This window comes from Pseudomonas sp. MYb193 (assembly GCF_002966775.1).
Classification (GTDB): domain Bacteria; phylum Pseudomonadota; class Gammaproteobacteria; order Pseudomonadales; family Pseudomonadaceae; genus Aquipseudomonas; species Aquipseudomonas paracarnis.
On the sequence record NZ_CP023269.1, the window covers coordinates 4626438 to 4642405 of the forward strand.

9 protein-coding genes, 2 tRNA genes, 3 rRNA genes and 3 pseudogenes are annotated in these 15968 nt (G+C 53.6%); 6 read left to right on the forward strand and 11 right to left on the reverse strand.

Features of this window, described 5'->3' with window-relative positions:
• Positions 1 to 33: 33 nt before the first annotated feature.
• From CLM72_RS21175 to CLM72_RS21200, 6 genes are all read right to left on the reverse strand, one after another.
• Positions 34 to 1407, reverse strand: a complete 1374-nt coding sequence (locus tag CLM72_RS21175) for an MFS transporter (protein ID WP_054922167.1) — start codon at positions 1405 to 1407, stop codon at positions 34 to 36.
• 334 nt (positions 1408 to 1741) lie between these two features.
• Positions 1742 to 1857 (reverse strand): 5S ribosomal RNA (gene rrf / locus CLM72_RS21180).
• Between the two features lie 151 nt (positions 1858 to 2008).
• Positions 2009 to 4900, reverse strand: a 23S ribosomal RNA gene (locus CLM72_RS21185).
• Between the two features lie 247 nt (positions 4901 to 5147).
• Positions 5148 to 5223: transfer RNA gene (locus CLM72_RS21190), tRNA-Ala, on the reverse strand.
• Between the two features lie 30 nt (positions 5224 to 5253).
• A tRNA-Ile gene (locus CLM72_RS21195) sits at positions 5254 to 5330 on the reverse strand.
• A gap of 81 nt (positions 5331 to 5411) precedes the next feature.
• A 16S ribosomal RNA gene (locus CLM72_RS21200) occupies positions 5412 to 6948 on the reverse strand.
• The 16S, 23S and 5S rRNA genes sit together here with 2 tRNA genes alongside, the layout of an rRNA operon.
• 732 nt (positions 6949 to 7680) lie before the next feature.
• On the opposite strand from CLM72_RS21200, the gene CLM72_RS21205 reads away from it, so the two are divergent.
• On the forward strand, positions 7681 to 8910 hold the full coding sequence (locus tag CLM72_RS21205) for a site-specific integrase (protein WP_105227976.1): 1230 nt from the start codon (positions 7681 to 7683) through the stop codon (positions 8908 to 8910).
• Here the strand turns inward: CLM72_RS21205 and CLM72_RS21210 are convergent.
• The gene (locus CLM72_RS21210) at positions 8888 to 9427 is read right to left on the reverse strand and encodes a hypothetical protein (protein WP_105227978.1); all 540 of its coding nucleotides are present in this window, start codon (positions 9425 to 9427) and stop codon (positions 8888 to 8890) included. The two genes, CLM72_RS21205 and CLM72_RS21210, sit on opposite strands and share 23 nt — an antisense overlap.
• A 148-nt stretch (positions 9428 to 9575) precedes the next feature.
• Between CLM72_RS21210 and CLM72_RS21215 the strand changes: the two genes are divergently transcribed.
• The 5 genes and pseudogenes from CLM72_RS21215 (at position 9576) to istB (ending at position 13246) form a co-directional block, all read left to right on the forward strand.
• Positions 9576 to 9776 carry a helix-turn-helix domain-containing protein gene (locus CLM72_RS21215; RefSeq protein ID WP_105227980.1) on the forward strand — a complete coding sequence of 67 codons (201 nt, stop codon included), beginning with the start codon at positions 9576 to 9578 and terminating at the stop codon, positions 9774 to 9776.
• 131 nt (positions 9777 to 9907) lie between these two features.
• Positions 9908 to 10686: pseudogene (locus CLM72_RS21220) on the forward strand (IS5 family transposase).
• A 115-nt stretch (positions 10687 to 10801) separates the two neighbouring features.
• On the forward strand, positions 10802 to 11893 hold the full coding sequence (locus tag CLM72_RS21225) for an IS630 family transposase (RefSeq protein WP_105226939.1): 1092 nt from the start codon (positions 10802 to 10804) through the stop codon (positions 11891 to 11893).
• An 8-nt stretch (positions 11894 to 11901) separates the two neighbouring features.
• Positions 11902 to 12450: pseudogene (locus CLM72_RS21230) on the forward strand (IS21 family transposase); the annotation flags it as partial.
• A complete protein-coding gene (gene istB / locus CLM72_RS21235) occupies positions 12443 to 13246 on the forward strand; it encodes an IS21-like element ISPsy20 family helper ATPase IstB (protein WP_105227982.1) in 804 nt (267 codons plus the stop codon). The pseudogene CLM72_RS21230 and the gene istB, both read left to right, overlap by 8 nt.
• A 164-nt stretch (positions 13247 to 13410) precedes the next feature.
• On the opposite strand, the pseudogene CLM72_RS21240 reads toward istB, so the two are convergent.
• From CLM72_RS21240 to CLM72_RS21255, 4 genes and pseudogenes are all read right to left on the reverse strand, one after another.
• Positions 13411 to 13710 (reverse strand): annotated as a pseudogene (locus CLM72_RS21240) (superoxide dismutase); the annotation flags it as partial.
• Between the two features lie 63 nt (positions 13711 to 13773).
• The gene (locus CLM72_RS21245) at positions 13774 to 14460 is read right to left on the reverse strand and encodes an SDR family NAD(P)-dependent oxidoreductase (protein ID WP_105227986.1); all 687 of its coding nucleotides are present in this window, start codon (positions 14458 to 14460) and stop codon (positions 13774 to 13776) included.
• A 164-nt stretch (positions 14461 to 14624) separates the two neighbouring features.
• A complete protein-coding gene (locus CLM72_RS21250; protein WP_105227987.1) occupies positions 14625 to 15212 on the reverse strand; it encodes an isochorismatase family protein in 588 nt (195 codons plus the stop codon).
• Between the two features lie 108 nt (positions 15213 to 15320).
• Positions 15321 to 15902, reverse strand: coding sequence for a TetR/AcrR family transcriptional regulator (locus tag CLM72_RS21255; RefSeq protein WP_105227989.1), 582 nt, complete (start codon positions 15900 to 15902; stop codon positions 15321 to 15323).
• Between the last annotated feature and the right edge of the window lie 66 nt (positions 15903 to 15968).

A 15968-nucleotide genomic window follows, 5' to 3' on the forward strand; every position in this document is an offset into this window, starting at 1 on the left:
GCAGATCCTGATGGGATCTGCCCGTTTTTTCGTTCAGGGGCGTGCCCTGCTTAAGTCATGGGGATGTTCGTCCGGGTCTGGTGGCTCGTGCGGCTCTTCGCTCGTCGGCTCATCGGTTTCAGGGGCAGGCTCTGGATCGGGCACAGTGACTTGCATCTGATCCTGTACCACCTGCTCATCCACCCGCGGGTCAAGGGCAGCCACCAAAGGCGAACTGGACATGCTGTCGGGCATCGCCACGTGATGCAGCGGCGCGTCATCGACCTGATGCAGGTTGGTCACCGCCTTGGGGCGAATGCGCCACACCAGGATCAATGCACACAGGCTGAAAAACGCATAGAGCATCTGGCTGCCGAATAGCTTCATTACCACACCGGCCAACAGCGGCCCCACGCTGGCGCCGATCCCGTAGGTCACCAGCAACATGGCCGTCAGCGATACCCGACGATCGCCTTCCACATGGTCGTTGGAAAAGGCCACTGCCAAAGGGTAAAGGCAGAACTGCACCAGCGAACAGAAGAAGCCCGCCACGAACAACACTTCCAGCGGAACCTGCGTCATGATTGCCAACGGCAAGGCCGTCACCGCCAGGCACAAGGCGAAGCAGCGAATCAGCAGCGCGCGGTCATAGCGGTCTGACAACCAGCCCAGTGGCCACTGCACGACCAATCCAGCAAAAATGCAGCTACCCATGAACAGGCCGACTTGCTCGGTCGTCAGGCCCTGCTGAGAGGCGTACAGCGGTGCCAAGCCGTAGAACGAACCGACGATCAACCCAGCGCCCAACACGGTGCTGAGCGACTGCGGCACGCGCTTGATAAAGAAGCGCGGCTCCATCGGGGCCGGGTGCAGTGGGGCCGGGTGAATACGTCGAGTCATTGCCACCGGGACCAGGCACAGGGCAAAGCACAACGCCACGAGCATCAACAGCTCAAGCCCAAGATGGGGGTGCATGACCAGGATCAGCTGGCCCAGCACCAACCCAAGGTAGGACGCAATCATGTAGCCGCTGAACACTACACCGCGCTGCTTGGCATCCGCCTGCTCGTTGAGCCAACTCTCGATGACCATGTACTGGCACATCATCCCCAGGCCCACGATCATCCGCAGCACGATCCAGGCTGGCAGCCAATCAATCAAACCGTGCCCCAGCACCGCTGCACCGACGATGCCCGCGCAGGTGGCGTAGGCGCGAATATGCCCGACCCGGGCGATGAGTCGGTGTCCGAGCTTACCGCCCAGCACCAAGCCAAAATAGTTGGCGGCCATCAGCGCACCGACCCACAGGCTGTCGACATTGTCTGCTGCCAGACGCAAAGCCAGATAAGTACTAAGTAGGCCGGAGCCGATCAGCATCATCAAAGAGGCGAAATAAAGGGCTCGAAAAGATTTCCAGATCTGGCGCATCGGCGTTCCGAGCGGCTCCTTGCGGTGAGGGGTAGGGCTATCAGCATGATAGTCCGGGGCGGTTGAATCCGGACAGGCAGCAGGGCCTGTTCCCGGCGATTATTTTGTTTCACAGCTCAGACGCTACGCGGGTGTCTGTGAGGTACATAACCGTGGAGATAAATACACGGCGCACCACCTGTGAACCTTGATAACACGCAAGGTTCGACTGGTATTCGGGTATCTGTACAAAAGGTTTCAATGGAGCGCTGTGCAGGCTTTGGAAGTTGGCGTGCTTTTCGAGCGCCCAAAACAAAACCCCAACTGCTTTCGCAATTGGGGTTTCGGAATTTAATCTTGACGATGACCTACTCTCACATGGGGAAACCCCACACTACCATCGGCGATGCATCGTTTCACTGCTGAGTTCGGGATGGGATCAGGTGGTTCCAATGCTCTATGGTCGTCAAGAAATTCGGGTACTGAGTCGTGGCCAGCTGGCCTCGCTTCAGCAAATTGGGTATGTGATAGATCGTGGTGTTTTGTGAGCGTCGAACTTTCGGTTCATTGCGTCTTCACACACCGCAATCTGGCCTTTCGACTCAAATTGCTTGGGTGTTATATGGTCAAGCCTCACGGGCAATTAGTATTGGTTAGCTCAACGCCTCACAGCGCTTACACACCCAACCTATCAACGTCGTAGTCTTCGACGGCCCTTCAGGGAACTCAAGGTTCCAGTGAGATCTCATCTTGAGGCTAGTTTCCCGCTTAGATGCTTTCAGCGGTTATCTATTCCGAACATAGCTACCCGGCAATGCCACTGGCGTGACAACCGGAACACCAGAGGTTCGTCCACTCCGGTCCTCTCGTACTAGGAGCAGCCCCTCTCAAATCTCAAACGTCCACGGCAGATAGGGACCGAACTGTCTCACGACGTTCTAAACCCAGCTCGCGTACCACTTTAAATGGCGAACAGCCATACCCTTGGGACCGGCTTCAGCCCCAGGATGTGATGAGCCGACATCGAGGTGCCAAACACCGCCGTCGATATGAACTCTTGGGCGGTATCAGCCTGTTATCCCCGGAGTACCTTTTATCCGTTGAGCGATGGCCCTTCCATACAGAACCACCGGATCACTAAGACCTACTTTCGTACCTGCTCGACGTGTCTGTCTCGCAGTCAAGCGCGCTTTTGCCTTTATACTCTACGACCGATTTCCGACCGGTCTGAGCGCACCTTCGTACTCCTCCGTTACTCTTTAGGAGGAGACCGCCCCAGTCAAACTACCCACCATACACTGTCCTCGATCCGGATAACGGACCTGAGTTAGAACCTCAAAGTTGCCAGGGTGGTATTTCAAGGATGGCTCCACGCAGACTGGCGTCCACGCTTCAAAGCCTCCCACCTATCCTACACAAGCAAATTCAAAGTCCAGTGCAAAGCTATAGTAAAGGTTCACGGGGTCTTTCCGTCTAGCCGCGGATACACTGCATCTTCACAGCGATTTCAATTTCACTGAGTCTCGGGTGGAGACAGCGCCGCCATCGTTACGCCATTCGTGCAGGTCGGAACTTACCCGACAAGGAATTTCGCTACCTTAGGACCGTTATAGTTACGGCCGCCGTTTACCGGGGCTTCGATCAAGAGCTTCGCGTTAGCTAACCCCATCAATTAACCTTCCGGCACCGGGCAGGCGTCACACCCTATACGTCCACTTTCGTGTTTGCAGAGTGCTGTGTTTTTAATAAACAGTCGCAGCGGCCTGGTATCTTCGACCGGCATGAGCTTACGGAGCAAGTCCTTCACCCTCACCGGCGCACCTTCTCCCGAAGTTACGGTGCCATTTTGCCTAGTTCCTTCACCCGAGTTCTCTCAAGCGCCTTGGTATTCTCTACCCAACCACCTGTGTCGGTTTGGGGTACGGTTCCTGGTTACCTGAAGCTTAGAAGCTTTTCTTGGAAGCATGGCATCAACCACTTCGTTATCTAAAAGATAACTCGTCATCAGCTCTCGGCCTTGAAATCCCGGATTTACCTAAGATTTCAGCCTACCACCTTAAACTTGGACAACCAACGCCAAGCTGGCCTAGCCTTCTCCGTCCCTCCATCGCAATAACCAGAAGTACAGGAATATTAACCTGTTTTCCATCGACTACGCTTTTCAGCCTCGCCTTAGGGACCGACTAACCCTGCGTCGATTAACGTTGCGCAGGAAACCTTGGTCTTTCGGCGTGGGTGTTTTTCACACCCATTATCGTTACTCATGTCAGCATTCGCACTTCTGATACCTCCAGCAAGCTTCTCAACTCACCTTCACAGGCTTACAGAACGCTCCTCTACCGCATCACTTACGTGATACCCGTAGCTTCGGTGTATGGTTTGAGCCCCGTTACATCTTCCGCGCAGGCCGACTCGACTAGTGAGCTATTACGCTTTCTTTAAAGGGTGGCTGCTTCTAAGCCAACCTCCTAGCTGTCTAAGCCTTCCCACATCGTTTCCCACTTAACCATAACTTTGGGACCTTAGCTGACGGTCTGGGTTGTTTCCCTTTTCACGACGGACGTTAGCACCCGCCGTTTGTCTCCCATGCTCGGCACTTGTAGGTATTCGGAGTTTGCATCGGTTTGGTAAGTCGGGATGACCCCCTAGCCGAAACAGTGCTCTACCCCCTACAGTGATACATGAGGCGCTACCTAAATAGCTTTCGAGGAGAACCAGCTATCTCCGAGCTTGATTAGCCTTTCACTCCGATCCACAGGTCATCCGCTAACTTTTCAACGGTAGTCGGTTCGGTCCTCCAGTTAGTGTTAGCCAACCTTCAACCTGCCCATGGATAGATCGCCCGGTTTCGGGTCTATTCCCAGCGACTAGACGCCCTATTAAGACTCGCTTTCGCTACGCCTCCCCTATTCGGTTAAGCTCGCCACTGAAAATAAGTCGCTGACCCATTATACAAAAGGTACGCAGTCACCCAACAAAGTGGGCTCCCACTGCTTGTACGCATACGGTTTCAGGATCTATTTCACTCCCCTCTCCGGGGTTCTTTTCGCCTTTCCCTCACGGTACTAGTTCACTATCGGTCAGTCAGTAGTATTTAGCCTTGGAGGATGGTCCCCCCATATTCAGACAAAGTTTCTCGTGCTCCGTCCTACTCGATTTCATGACTAAGAGATTTTCGCGTACAGGGCTATCACCCACTATGGCCGCACTTTCCAGAGCGTTCCGCTAATCTCAAAGCCACTTAAGGGCTAGTCCCCGTTCGCTCGCCACTACTAAGGGAATCTCGGTTGATTTCTTTTCCTCAGGGTACTTAGATGTTTCAGTTCCCCTGGTTCGCTTCTTGCACCTATGTATTCAGTACAAGATAACCATCTTATGATGGCTGGGTTCCCCCATTCAGACATCTCCGGATCAAAGTCTGTTTGCCGACTCCCCGAAGCTTTTCGCAGGCTACCACGTCTTTCATCGCCTCTGACTGCCAAGGCATCCACCGTATGCGCTTCTTCACTTGACCATATAACCCCAAGCAATCTGGTTATACTGTGAAGACGACATTCGCCGAAAATTCGAATTTCTCAATTAAGAGAACTCACAAATTTTACCTTAGCCTGATCCGTTACCAGTGAAAGTAACGTTCAGTCTATCTTTCTATCACATACCCAAATTTTTAAAGAACGAACTAGTCAAAGACTAGAAATCAACATTCACCATCACAACAATGGAATGCTCATTTCTAAGCTTTATACAAACAGAAGCAGTAGTGGTGGAGCCAAACGGGATCGAACCGTTGACCTCCTGCGTGCAAGGCAGGCGCTCTCCCAGCTGAGCTATGGCCCCGTATTTCTACAGGCGTTTCCCACACAAAATTGGTGGGTCTGGGCAGATTCGAACTGCCGACCTCACCCTTATCAGGGGTGCGCTCTAACCAACTGAGCTACAGACCCAATTTCGGGCTGCTTCTTTCGTCTTCTTCAATGAATCAAGCAATTCGTGTGGGAACTTATGGAGCAGCTGATGTCGTCGATTAAGGAGGTGATCCAGCCGCAGGTTCCCCTACGGCTACCTTGTTACGACTTCACCCCAGTCATGAATCACACCGTGGTAACCGTCCTCCCGAAGGTTAGACTAGCTACTTCTGGTGCAACCCACTCCCATGGTGTGACGGGCGGTGTGTACAAGGCCCGGGAACGTATTCACCGCGACATTCTGATTCGCGATTACTAGCGATTCCGACTTCACGCAGTCGAGTTGCAGACTGCGATCCGGACTACGATCGGTTTTATGGGATTAGCTCCACCTCGCGGCTTGGCAACCCTCTGTACCGACCATTGTAGCACGTGTGTAGCCCAGGCCGTAAGGGCCATGATGACTTGACGTCATCCCCACCTTCCTCCGGTTTGTCACCGGCAGTCTCCTTAGAGTGCCCACCATTACGTGCTGGTAACTAAGGACAAGGGTTGCGCTCGTTACGGGACTTAACCCAACATCTCACGACACGAGCTGACGACAGCCATGCAGCACCTGTCTCAATGTTCCCGAAGGCACCAATCCATCTCTGGAAAGTTCATTGGATGTCAAGGCCTGGTAAGGTTCTTCGCGTTGCTTCGAATTAAACCACATGCTCCACCGCTTGTGCGGGCCCCCGTCAATTCATTTGAGTTTTAACCTTGCGGCCGTACTCCCCAGGCGGTCAACTTAATGCGTTAGCTGCGCCACTAAAAGCTCAAGGCTTCCAACGGCTAGTTGACATCGTTTACGGCGTGGACTACCAGGGTATCTAATCCTGTTTGCTCCCCACGCTTTCGCACCTCAGTGTCAGTATTAGTCCAGGTGGTCGCCTTCGCCACTGGTGTTCCTTCCTATATCTACGCATTTCACCGCTACACAGGAAATTCCACCACCCTCTACCATACTCTAGTCAGTCAGTTTTGAATGCAGTTCCCAGGTTGAGCCCGGGGATTTCACATCCAACTTAACAAACCACCTACGCGCGCTTTACGCCCAGTAATTCCGATTAACGCTTGCACCCTCTGTATTACCGCGGCTGCTGGCACAGAGTTAGCCGGTGCTTATTCTGTCGGTAACGTCAAAATTGCAGAGTATTAATCTACAACCCTTCCTCCCAACTTAAAGTGCTTTACAATCCGAAGACCTTCTTCACACACGCGGCATGGCTGGATCAGGCTTTCGCCCATTGTCCAATATTCCCCACTGCTGCCTCCCGTAGGAGTCTGGACCGTGTCTCAGTTCCAGTGTGACTGATCATCCTCTCAGACCAGTTACGGATCGTCGCCTTGGTGAGCCATTACCCCACCAACTAGCTAATCCGACCTAGGCTCATCTGATAGCGCAAGGCCCGAAGGTCCCCTGCTTTCTCCCGTAGGACGTATGCGGTATTAGCGTCCGTTTCCGAACGTTATCCCCCACTACCAGGCAGATTCCTAGGCATTACTCACCCGTCCGCCGCTCTCAAGAGAAGCAAGCTTCTCTCTACCGCTCGACTTGCATGTGTTAGGCCTGCCGCCAGCGTTCAATCTGAGCCATGATCAAACTCTTCAGTTCAAACATCTTTGGGTTTTTAAGAAACCCTAAACTTGGCTCAGCAATCGTTGGTTACATCTTTGATTTCTCGCGGAGTAACTTGTGATGCTGATAATCTTGTTGACTATCAGCCTGACTCCACAAGCACCCACACGAATTGCTTGATTCAGTTGTTAAAGAGCGGTTGGTTAAGATCTTTCGTCTCAACCGAGGCGCGCATTCTACAGCAGCCTCATTTGCTGTCAAGTGGTTATTTTCAGAAGTTTTCGAAGATTTCTTCAACAACTTCAACCACTTGCGCTTGCGATCTCTCGTAAGCGGGAGGCGAATTCTACAGGGATCGCCATGAACGTCAACCCCTTATCCGCAAAAAAGCTAAAAACCCATTCGCCTATAAAATCAGGATGCCTCGCCGCCTCTTCTATATAAGAAGAAGCGTATAGCCCTGGGGCGTGAATACCCCCACCCACACAAATGCATCGAGCTCCAACCGGAAGAAGCCCGGCTGAGACCTGCGAAAGCGAGGAGCGAGAAAGACTGTTTTTTAGACCGGCGAATACCGAAAAGGGAAAACTCAACAGAGATGGTGTCCCAGGGCCGGTTCGAACGGCCAACCTTCCCCTTAGGAGGGCCATTTCGCCCTCTATGTATATTGGCGCCCCCCAGATTTTATTGGGTATATCGTCCGGTTGCGTCTGAGAATACAGGTCCGTATAGTAGTTTTTGCACCCATAATGCACCCACGGATAGCAAATGAAAGAGAAGCTAACTGGTAAGCTCATCTCAGCTTTGAAAACCACCGGCAAAGAATATGAGGTCCACGACACATTGGTAGCGGGTCTGTTCGTCCGTGTTACGGCTGCTGGGTTTAAATCGTACGTAGTCAGATGGAGGCGAGCATCCAAAAAAGCTCTGGGGCGAGTCGGCATCCTTACCCTCGACCAAGCTCGCCAGGAAGCAACACAGTACTTGTATGAAGCGCGGAATCACGGCGAACCACTGGCAGTCACCCAAAACCGAAAAGGTACTGCTCTCCCCTCTCTACGCGACTTCATCAATGATACCTATATGCCGTGGTTCAAGACCCACCATAAGGGCCATGAAAAAACTCTGCACACCTTGGACAACAACTTCGGTCCGATTATGGCTCAGCGAATCGACGCAATTACTGGCCGCGATCTCGAACAGATCCGCACCACATGGATGCAATTAGGCAACAAATCGTCCACCGCTAACCGCAAAATGGGATCTATAGGTGGAGTGTTCTCTCGTGCGGTGGATTGGGGATATCTGTCTATCTCTCCTTCAGAAAAAATCAAGCCTCTGAAAATAGACTCCAAGGGAACGATCCGCTACCTATCCGAAAATGAAATGCGCAACCTGCTCAATGCATTGGAAGTTAGAGAGCACCGAGCAATACTAGAACGCGACAGCGCAAATCGGTGGAGAACTGCAAGACACAAGGAGCTGTACCAAAACCTACGTGAACTTACATTCACCGACCATTTAAAGCCGATGATTATCGTTTCATTGAGCACAGGGATGAGACGGGGGGAAATTTTTGGATTAACATGGAATGCGATTGACTTTGACAGAAAGATAATCACTGTTGGCGGCGACATCACAAAGACTTCTGAGACTCGCCATATACCGATGAATACCGAAACAACTAAAGCGCTTAGTGCTTGGAAAGATCAAAGCGGACAATCCCTCTTTGTATTCCCAGGACTTGAAGGTGGCCGAATGGAGGACGTCAAAACCGCGTGGAAAAAGCTTTTACAGGAAGCGTGTATCAGCGGGTTTCGGTGGCATGATATGCGCCACGACTTCGCCTCACGCCTTGTCGCGGCAGGATACCCGCTAAACACGGTGCGTGATCTATTGGGGCATACAGACATCAAAATGACGTTGCGGTACGCCCATCTTGCACCCGACATCAAGGCTAGAGCAGTTGAGGCCCTTAGTCTCTATTCGTCAATTTGAGAAATGCGGAAAAGGTAGAGTTTAAACTTTTATTTTTCCCTCTAAAAACCGCATACTCTTCAAGAACATCCCACTTATTGTATATTTTATGCAAATCCAACATCGGCGTCATAGATCGAAAATCTGACTTCAGAGGAATATCCTCATCAGAAAATAGCTCAGATGGACCAAAAAATATATCTAACGACTCAACAATAGCAGAAACAATTAGTTTATCACGCTCGCCGACTGCACTAGGCGCAATGTAAAACATCCTAAGTTTCGTAAGTACTGGGTCGCCCTCAACGTAAGCGGCCTCTACCACTGTTGGTAGATCCAAACCTTCATCCTTCAAACTCTCCGTGTCCACAATGTCGCCCAGTTTTTTGAGCTGCACGCTCTTCGCTGCGACGGCAATCAGCTCCTCAATGATCTGGGTAGCTGTCTTGCCGAGAACATTCGACATCCCTTCAAGTAGATTTTTTGACTCAGGACTGACACGGAGATTGATCGTTTCGGATTTTTTTCTGACTGCCACAGCGGTACTCCTAAAAGGAAATTCGAGGTAGATAGCCTGTCACACCTTTAGCTTCAGCACAACGAATGTGTTGACATTCGATGTACAGCCACATATCGTAACGCCATCAACTGTAAAAACCCTTCTTAAAGCGGTAGAGGATCGAGTGATGAATTCAGAAATCCGTGCAAACCCCATTAGTGTTGGCGTTGAGGAAGGGGCTCGTTTGATAGGCGTGGCGAGATCCGCAATGTATGACTATATCGGTCGTGGCGAGATCCCAACGTTCAAGCTAGGCAGGCGGAGACTCATATTATTTAAGAGTCTTGAGGCGTTCGTTAGCCGGCAAGCCCTGGAGAATAGTCGATGAGCTTCCGCATCGTAAATCGCAACAGAAATCTACCGGGAGGCTGCGATGTACGAAATTAGTCGAAACCAATTTAACTTCCACGGGCGTCGAGATTCAATAAAGTCCGCGCTCATCGAAGGCAGGAGCCTACGATAGCCAAACGGTACGGACTCCCCAACGCAGCCTGGGATTTAGTTGCAGAAATTTTCTATAAGCCACGCCGCAGCGGGCGGCAACGAACAGATGATCGCTTGATGCTCAACGACGTCTTCTGGGTACTCTATCCTGGCGCTGTATGGCACGATATGCCTGAATACTTTGACCCATGGTCGACGGTTTATATCAGCGCTTCCGTGATTGGCGCAATCGAGTAGAGTTTGACCAGATGCTCAAGCGGCTTCGCATCAAGCTAAACGAGCATGGTTAATTGATCTGGAGACCTGGTTGATTGACTCCAGTGTGGTACGAGCAACCCGGGCCTCTTCTGGTGCAGGAAAAAAGAGGACCTGAAGGACCGCAAATCACACGCTCGGGCGCAGCTGGGCCAGCCTGATCACCAAGATCCATATGCTGTGCGATGCCAACGGCATCCCGCTGAAGTTTCTATTCGGACGGACAAGCCAGCGATATCGCTTGCGTCAAGCCGTTGCTTGATGAAGCCTATATACCCAGTCTGCACGGTCGGCCCCGCAAACGCTGCCGACTGTTGTTGGCGGACAAAGGCTATGACGCCAAGGCATTGCGTCGCTACTGCGACAGGCATCGGATGCAACCTGTTATTCCTCTGCGCAGTATGAAGCGAAAACCCACCAAGTGCCGGCAGCGCAATATCACCGAGCCTATGTTTGGCTGGCTGAAGGAGAACCGCCGCATCGTTACGCGCTTCGAAAAACCCGCGAAAAGTTATGCGGCGTTGGTCTCGCTGGCCTGAGCCATGCAATTTGTACGAAATTTCCGTACAGAGCCTAGTGTCCTGAGCGGTTAGTTCGACTATCAATCGGAGGGGCGGTAAACTGATGGCCCACCGTCATGGACTGATTGTACAAATGGCCCGTCCCGCTGCTCCCTTTGCTTTAACACCTTCCGACCTCGTCACCCTGCAAGGCTGGTTGCGGATGGGGTCATTGGCGCAGAACCTCGCACAACGCGCCAGAATATTGCTTCTCTTGGCGGATGGGCTCACACCCAATACCGTTGCTGAGCAGATGCAAGTATCGGCATCCGTGATCTTTAAATGGCGCAAGCGCTATCAGGAGGCAGGGCTTGAGGGATTGAACGATTTGCCGCGTAGCGGCCAGCCGCGCAAGCTCAGTGCTGCAAAATTCAACGACATCCTGACGTTAACAACTCAGCGTGTCCCTCGTGAGGCAACACACTGGAGTGTTCGCCTGATGGCCAAATATGCGCAGGTCAGCACGTGGCAGGTTCGACAAGTCTGGGCCGCTTCCGACCTCAAGCCGCACCGGCTGAAGACCTTCAAAATCAGTAACGATCCTCTCTTTGCCGACAAGGTGGTCGATGTGGTCGGGCTCTACCTGAACCCGCCGGATAACGCGCTGGTGCTGTCGGTTGACGAGAAAACCCAGATCCAAGCACTGGATCGCACACAGCCGATGTTGCCGCTACGTCCGGGGCAGATCGAGCGTCGAACCCACGATTACAAACGCCACGGGACGGCGAGTCTGTACGCGGCTTTTGACATTTTGACGGGCAAGGTGATCGGGCGGATTACCCAGCGTCATCGGGCCAAGGAGTTTTTGGCTTTCCTGCAACAGATCGACCGCAGCACACCGGCCGAACTGGATCTGCATGTGATCCTGGACAACAGTTCGACTCACAAGACTCTCGCGATCAAGCAGTGGTTGGAGAAGCATCCACGCTTCAAGCTGCACTTCACGCCGACCAGCGCCTCTTGGCTGAACGCCGTGGAAGGCTGGTTCGCTCAACTGGAGCGGCGAGCCCTGTATCGGGGTGTTTTTACCAGCGTCGCGGAGCTGAAAACGGGCATTCGTCAATTCATCGAAGCCCACAATGAGCACTCAGCAAAACCATTCAAGTGGAACAAAACGGCTGAAACCATCATCAGCTCGGTGCATAAAGCAAAGCTGGGTGCGATTAAAAATAGATTTTTGAATTAACCGCTCAGGACACTAGCACCTGCCTAATCAGCGTGGCGCGCAATCGTTATTCGGTACCTTGCGAGCGTGTTGGTCAGTGGGTCAGCAGCCGTTTGTACCCTTCGCGGATCGTGGTCATTGCCGACGAAACGGTGATCGCCAGCCATGAGCGCCTCTTTGATCGAGATCAGGTCAGTTTTGACTGGCAGCACTACATCCCACTCATCGAGCGCAAGCCTGGTGCACTGCGCAATGGCGCGCCATTTGCTGATCTGCCAAAACCGTTACGGCTTCTCAAACGAGGGCTGAGGCGTCACACCAACGGTGATCGAATCATGATGCAGGTACTGGCTGCTGTGCCAATTGCGGGTCTCGAACCTGTGCTGGTGGCGGTGGAGCTGGTACTTGAATCGGGAAGTCTGAGCGCCGATCACATCCTCAATGTCCTTGCCCGCCTGACCTCCACCGCACCACCTCCCTGTGTAGAAACCAGCCTGCAACTCAAGGTCGCGCCTGTTGCCAATACGGCGCGCTACGACCGGCTCCGTACGACCGATGAGGAGAATCGCAATGCGTGACCTGATGACTGAACTCAAAGAACTGCGCCTGCACGGTATGGCCAGTGCTTGGGAAGAACTGGTATCTCAAGGAACAGCGTCGACGGCTTCATCGAAATGGCTGCTGGAACATCTGCTTCAGCAGGAACATGCAGATCGCGCGGTGCGCTCGGTGAATCATCAGATGAACATGGCAAAACTCCCCATGCACCGTGACTTAGCTGGCTTTGACTTCAGCGCTTCCAGCGCTGATGCCCGGCTGGTCAGCGATCTATCCAGCTTAGCGTTCACTGAAACCGCGCAGAATGTCGTGTTCATCGGCGGGCCTGGAACCGGGAAAACACACCTGGCCAGTGCCTTGGCTATATCCGGAATTACGGCCCACAACAAACGCGTGCGCTTTTTCTCCACGGTGGATCTGGTCAATCTGCTGGAGCGTGAAAAGTACGATGGTAAGGCAGGCCGAATCGCCCAGGGACTGCTACGAACAGACCTGGTGATACTGGATGAGCTGGGGTATTTGCCCTTCAGTCAAAGCGGCGGTGCCCTGTTATTTCACCTGCTGTCCAAACTGTACGAACACACCAGCGTGGTCATCACCACCAACCTGAGCTTCTCGGAATGGTCGAGTGTGTTTGGCGACGCAAAGATGACCACAGCGTTGTTGGATCGGCTGACACATCACTGCCACATCGTCGAAACGGGCAACGAGTCTTACCGCTTGCAACACAGCACCTTGGCGGCCCAGACAAAGATCAAGTCACGGGAACGAAAGCGAAAGGACGGAAATGATATCGAGGACGATGAGCCATTTTGATCCGCACCATAAACGCCCTGCTGCATGCGGTGGGGCTTGATGCGTCTTTAATCGGAACACTGCTGCTAAGCTTATCCACAATTGCTGGGACAGAAATCAGCAATCCGTCCTGGGTCAATTTTCAATCGGCAGGGTGGGTCAGTTTTCAATCAGCGCCAACATGCGGCCAGCTTGCCGGCCGGTGCGCCGCCATTGGCGCTGAGTATCGTCCAGAAAAGCGAATGGTTGGCGTGACCGCCACCGTTGTTGCGCACAACGGTCTGCACGCTCGCCGGCAAGCCATCCAAGCCGGCAATTAACTCTTCCACAGACATCGCTTTCAGGCCTAGCCCGTCAATGGCCGCATTGAGATTGTTGACGTAGGTCTGATGGTGCTTGGAATGATGGATCTCCATGGTGTGCGCATCAAAGTGCGGCTCGAGGGCGCCATATGCGTAGGGCAGCTGGGGAAGCGAATAGCTCATGGATGACTCCTTTGGATTACAGAAGGTGGATAGGCATTGACGGCCAAAGTCGGCCGCAAAACCTTAGCGATCCAGGTAGTGCAGCACTTCGTTGTCATCTTCTTCGATGAGCTTTCCGATGTACTCACCCACCTGCACAGCGCTCAGGAAGTCTTGCTTGCCGTAAGCCATGCGCTGACGGGTGTTGATCGGTGGCAGGATCAGCTCGTTTACCTTGACCTGGATGGACCCCAGTTCCTTGGCAAGAGTCAGCGTCAGCGACTTCTGGGCAGCGGCCATCGCGGCGACCGGGCCGGCGCCGGGGTAGGACATTTCCGCGCTGGAGCCGTTGATATGCACGTAGCGGCCATGGCGGGCGGCCAGCAGCGGGGACAGTGCTTTCATGGCCAGGAAATGAGAGGTGAGGTTGTCACGAACGACGTCTTCCCAGGTCTGCACCGAGACATTGGGAATGGCTTGACCCTGGGTCCAGCCACCGAGGGAGGCGACAACCACATCGACCTCGCCGAACTGATTCTTGACCGTCTGGCCGAGCGAGAGCGCTTCATGTTCGCTGCTGAAGCCACCGATGAAGGCGTGCAGCCGGTCGCCGGCGACGTCTTGAACATAGCTGCGCAGCTTTGCCACGTTGGAGTCGGAGCGGGTTGTGACCGCTACGGTTGCGCCTGCAGCCAGCAGGGCGCGCACGATACCTTCGCCAACGCCTCCGGTACCGCCGGCGACAAGGATTCGGGTGTTCTTGATGTCCATGAGTTCACCTTGATGAGTTTGTTGGGGATGAGTTACTTCAGGGCCGAGCCCGTTGGCTGTGGGCAGATGCTGCCCTGAGAGGGGATAAAACAGGGTGACAGCCGCTCCAGCACCCTCACGTTTGCTGGAGCGACCGCCACTTCACCGCCAAACGGCGTGAGCCTTCAGAAGACCTGCGGCAGCACTTCGTGCTTCATGATCTGCAGCACCTTGCCTACTTCCGGGCGGCTCCAGTCCTGAGCCAGCTCGGCAATCATGGTGTTGGTGGCCGTCAGAGTCACGCCTTCCTGAACCATGCGCAGGCGAGCAGCCTCTTCGGAGTACTCGTACGGAGAGCCGGAGGCATCGAGCACGACCTGGACCTGGAAACCATCCTGGCGGGCACTAATGGCCGGCGGCATGACGCACACGTCGGTGGTGGCGCCGGCCATGATCAGGTTACGACGGTTGGTCTTCAGCACTGCATCGCGGAAGATCGGGTCGCTCCAGGTGTTGACGATGCCGCCGCGGGCGATACGGGCTTCGTACTCTTCCGGGAACAGTTCCTTGAATTCCGGCAGCAGCGGCCCTTGGAACTGGGTTTCGGTACCGGTGGTCAGCACGATCGGCACGCCAAGTTCCTTGGCAGCCTTGGCCAGAGCCAGGGTGTTGCGCTTGACGACCTCAAACGGCAGGGTCTGGATCAGCTTCATGGTGCCGACCTGGTGGTCGATCAGCAGCAGAACCGAGTCAGCGGCAGTAAACATCTTCATGGCATTTGCTCTCTAGTTGACGAAAAGGGGGTGTTTCAGGTGCAGCTATTGACGCTCATCATTTACTTTACGGACCGAACGGTCCGTAATGGGTAAAAAAAATGGCATCTACTTCAGCACGGTAAGCATTGCTGCCACCGCCATCTGGAGTCTGTTGGGATCCATCCTGGATCGGGCCATGATTTGCAGGCCCTGATGATTGACCGTCAGCAAGCTGGACAGAGCCTGGTCAGTTAGGGTCGAGGCGATCGAACTATCCTGCCGACCATCCCTCACCGCATAGGCAAAGGCCGCTTCCATTCCTTGAAAGTCCAGTTGAATCAGCTCCTGCAGTTCCGGGTCATGCGGTCCGAATTCGACCGCCTCGTTGCAACTCATACAGCCGAAGGGCTTGTCATCGTTCTTGGCGTGTTCCAAGACTGTTTCGAAGAATGTCTCGATCGAGGCATAGGCTGTTGGCTGGCTCGAAAGGTAACCGCGCAGCATCTGCATACGCTCTTGGCGATAAACCTCGTAGGCGGCCATGAACAACTTGCGCTTGTCCCCGAAGGTCTCATACAAACTGCTCTTGCTGAGGCCGGTGACTCGTAGCAGATCGTTGAGCGAGGTGCGGGCATAACCCTTGTTCCAAAAGACATGCATGGCCGCCAGAAGTGCTTGTTTCTCATCAAACTCGCGGGGCCTGGCCATCTCGCATCTCGTCGGGGTGTGGGGCTATTCTACGTGTAGCGGCTCGCATTTGAAAACACTCGGGCT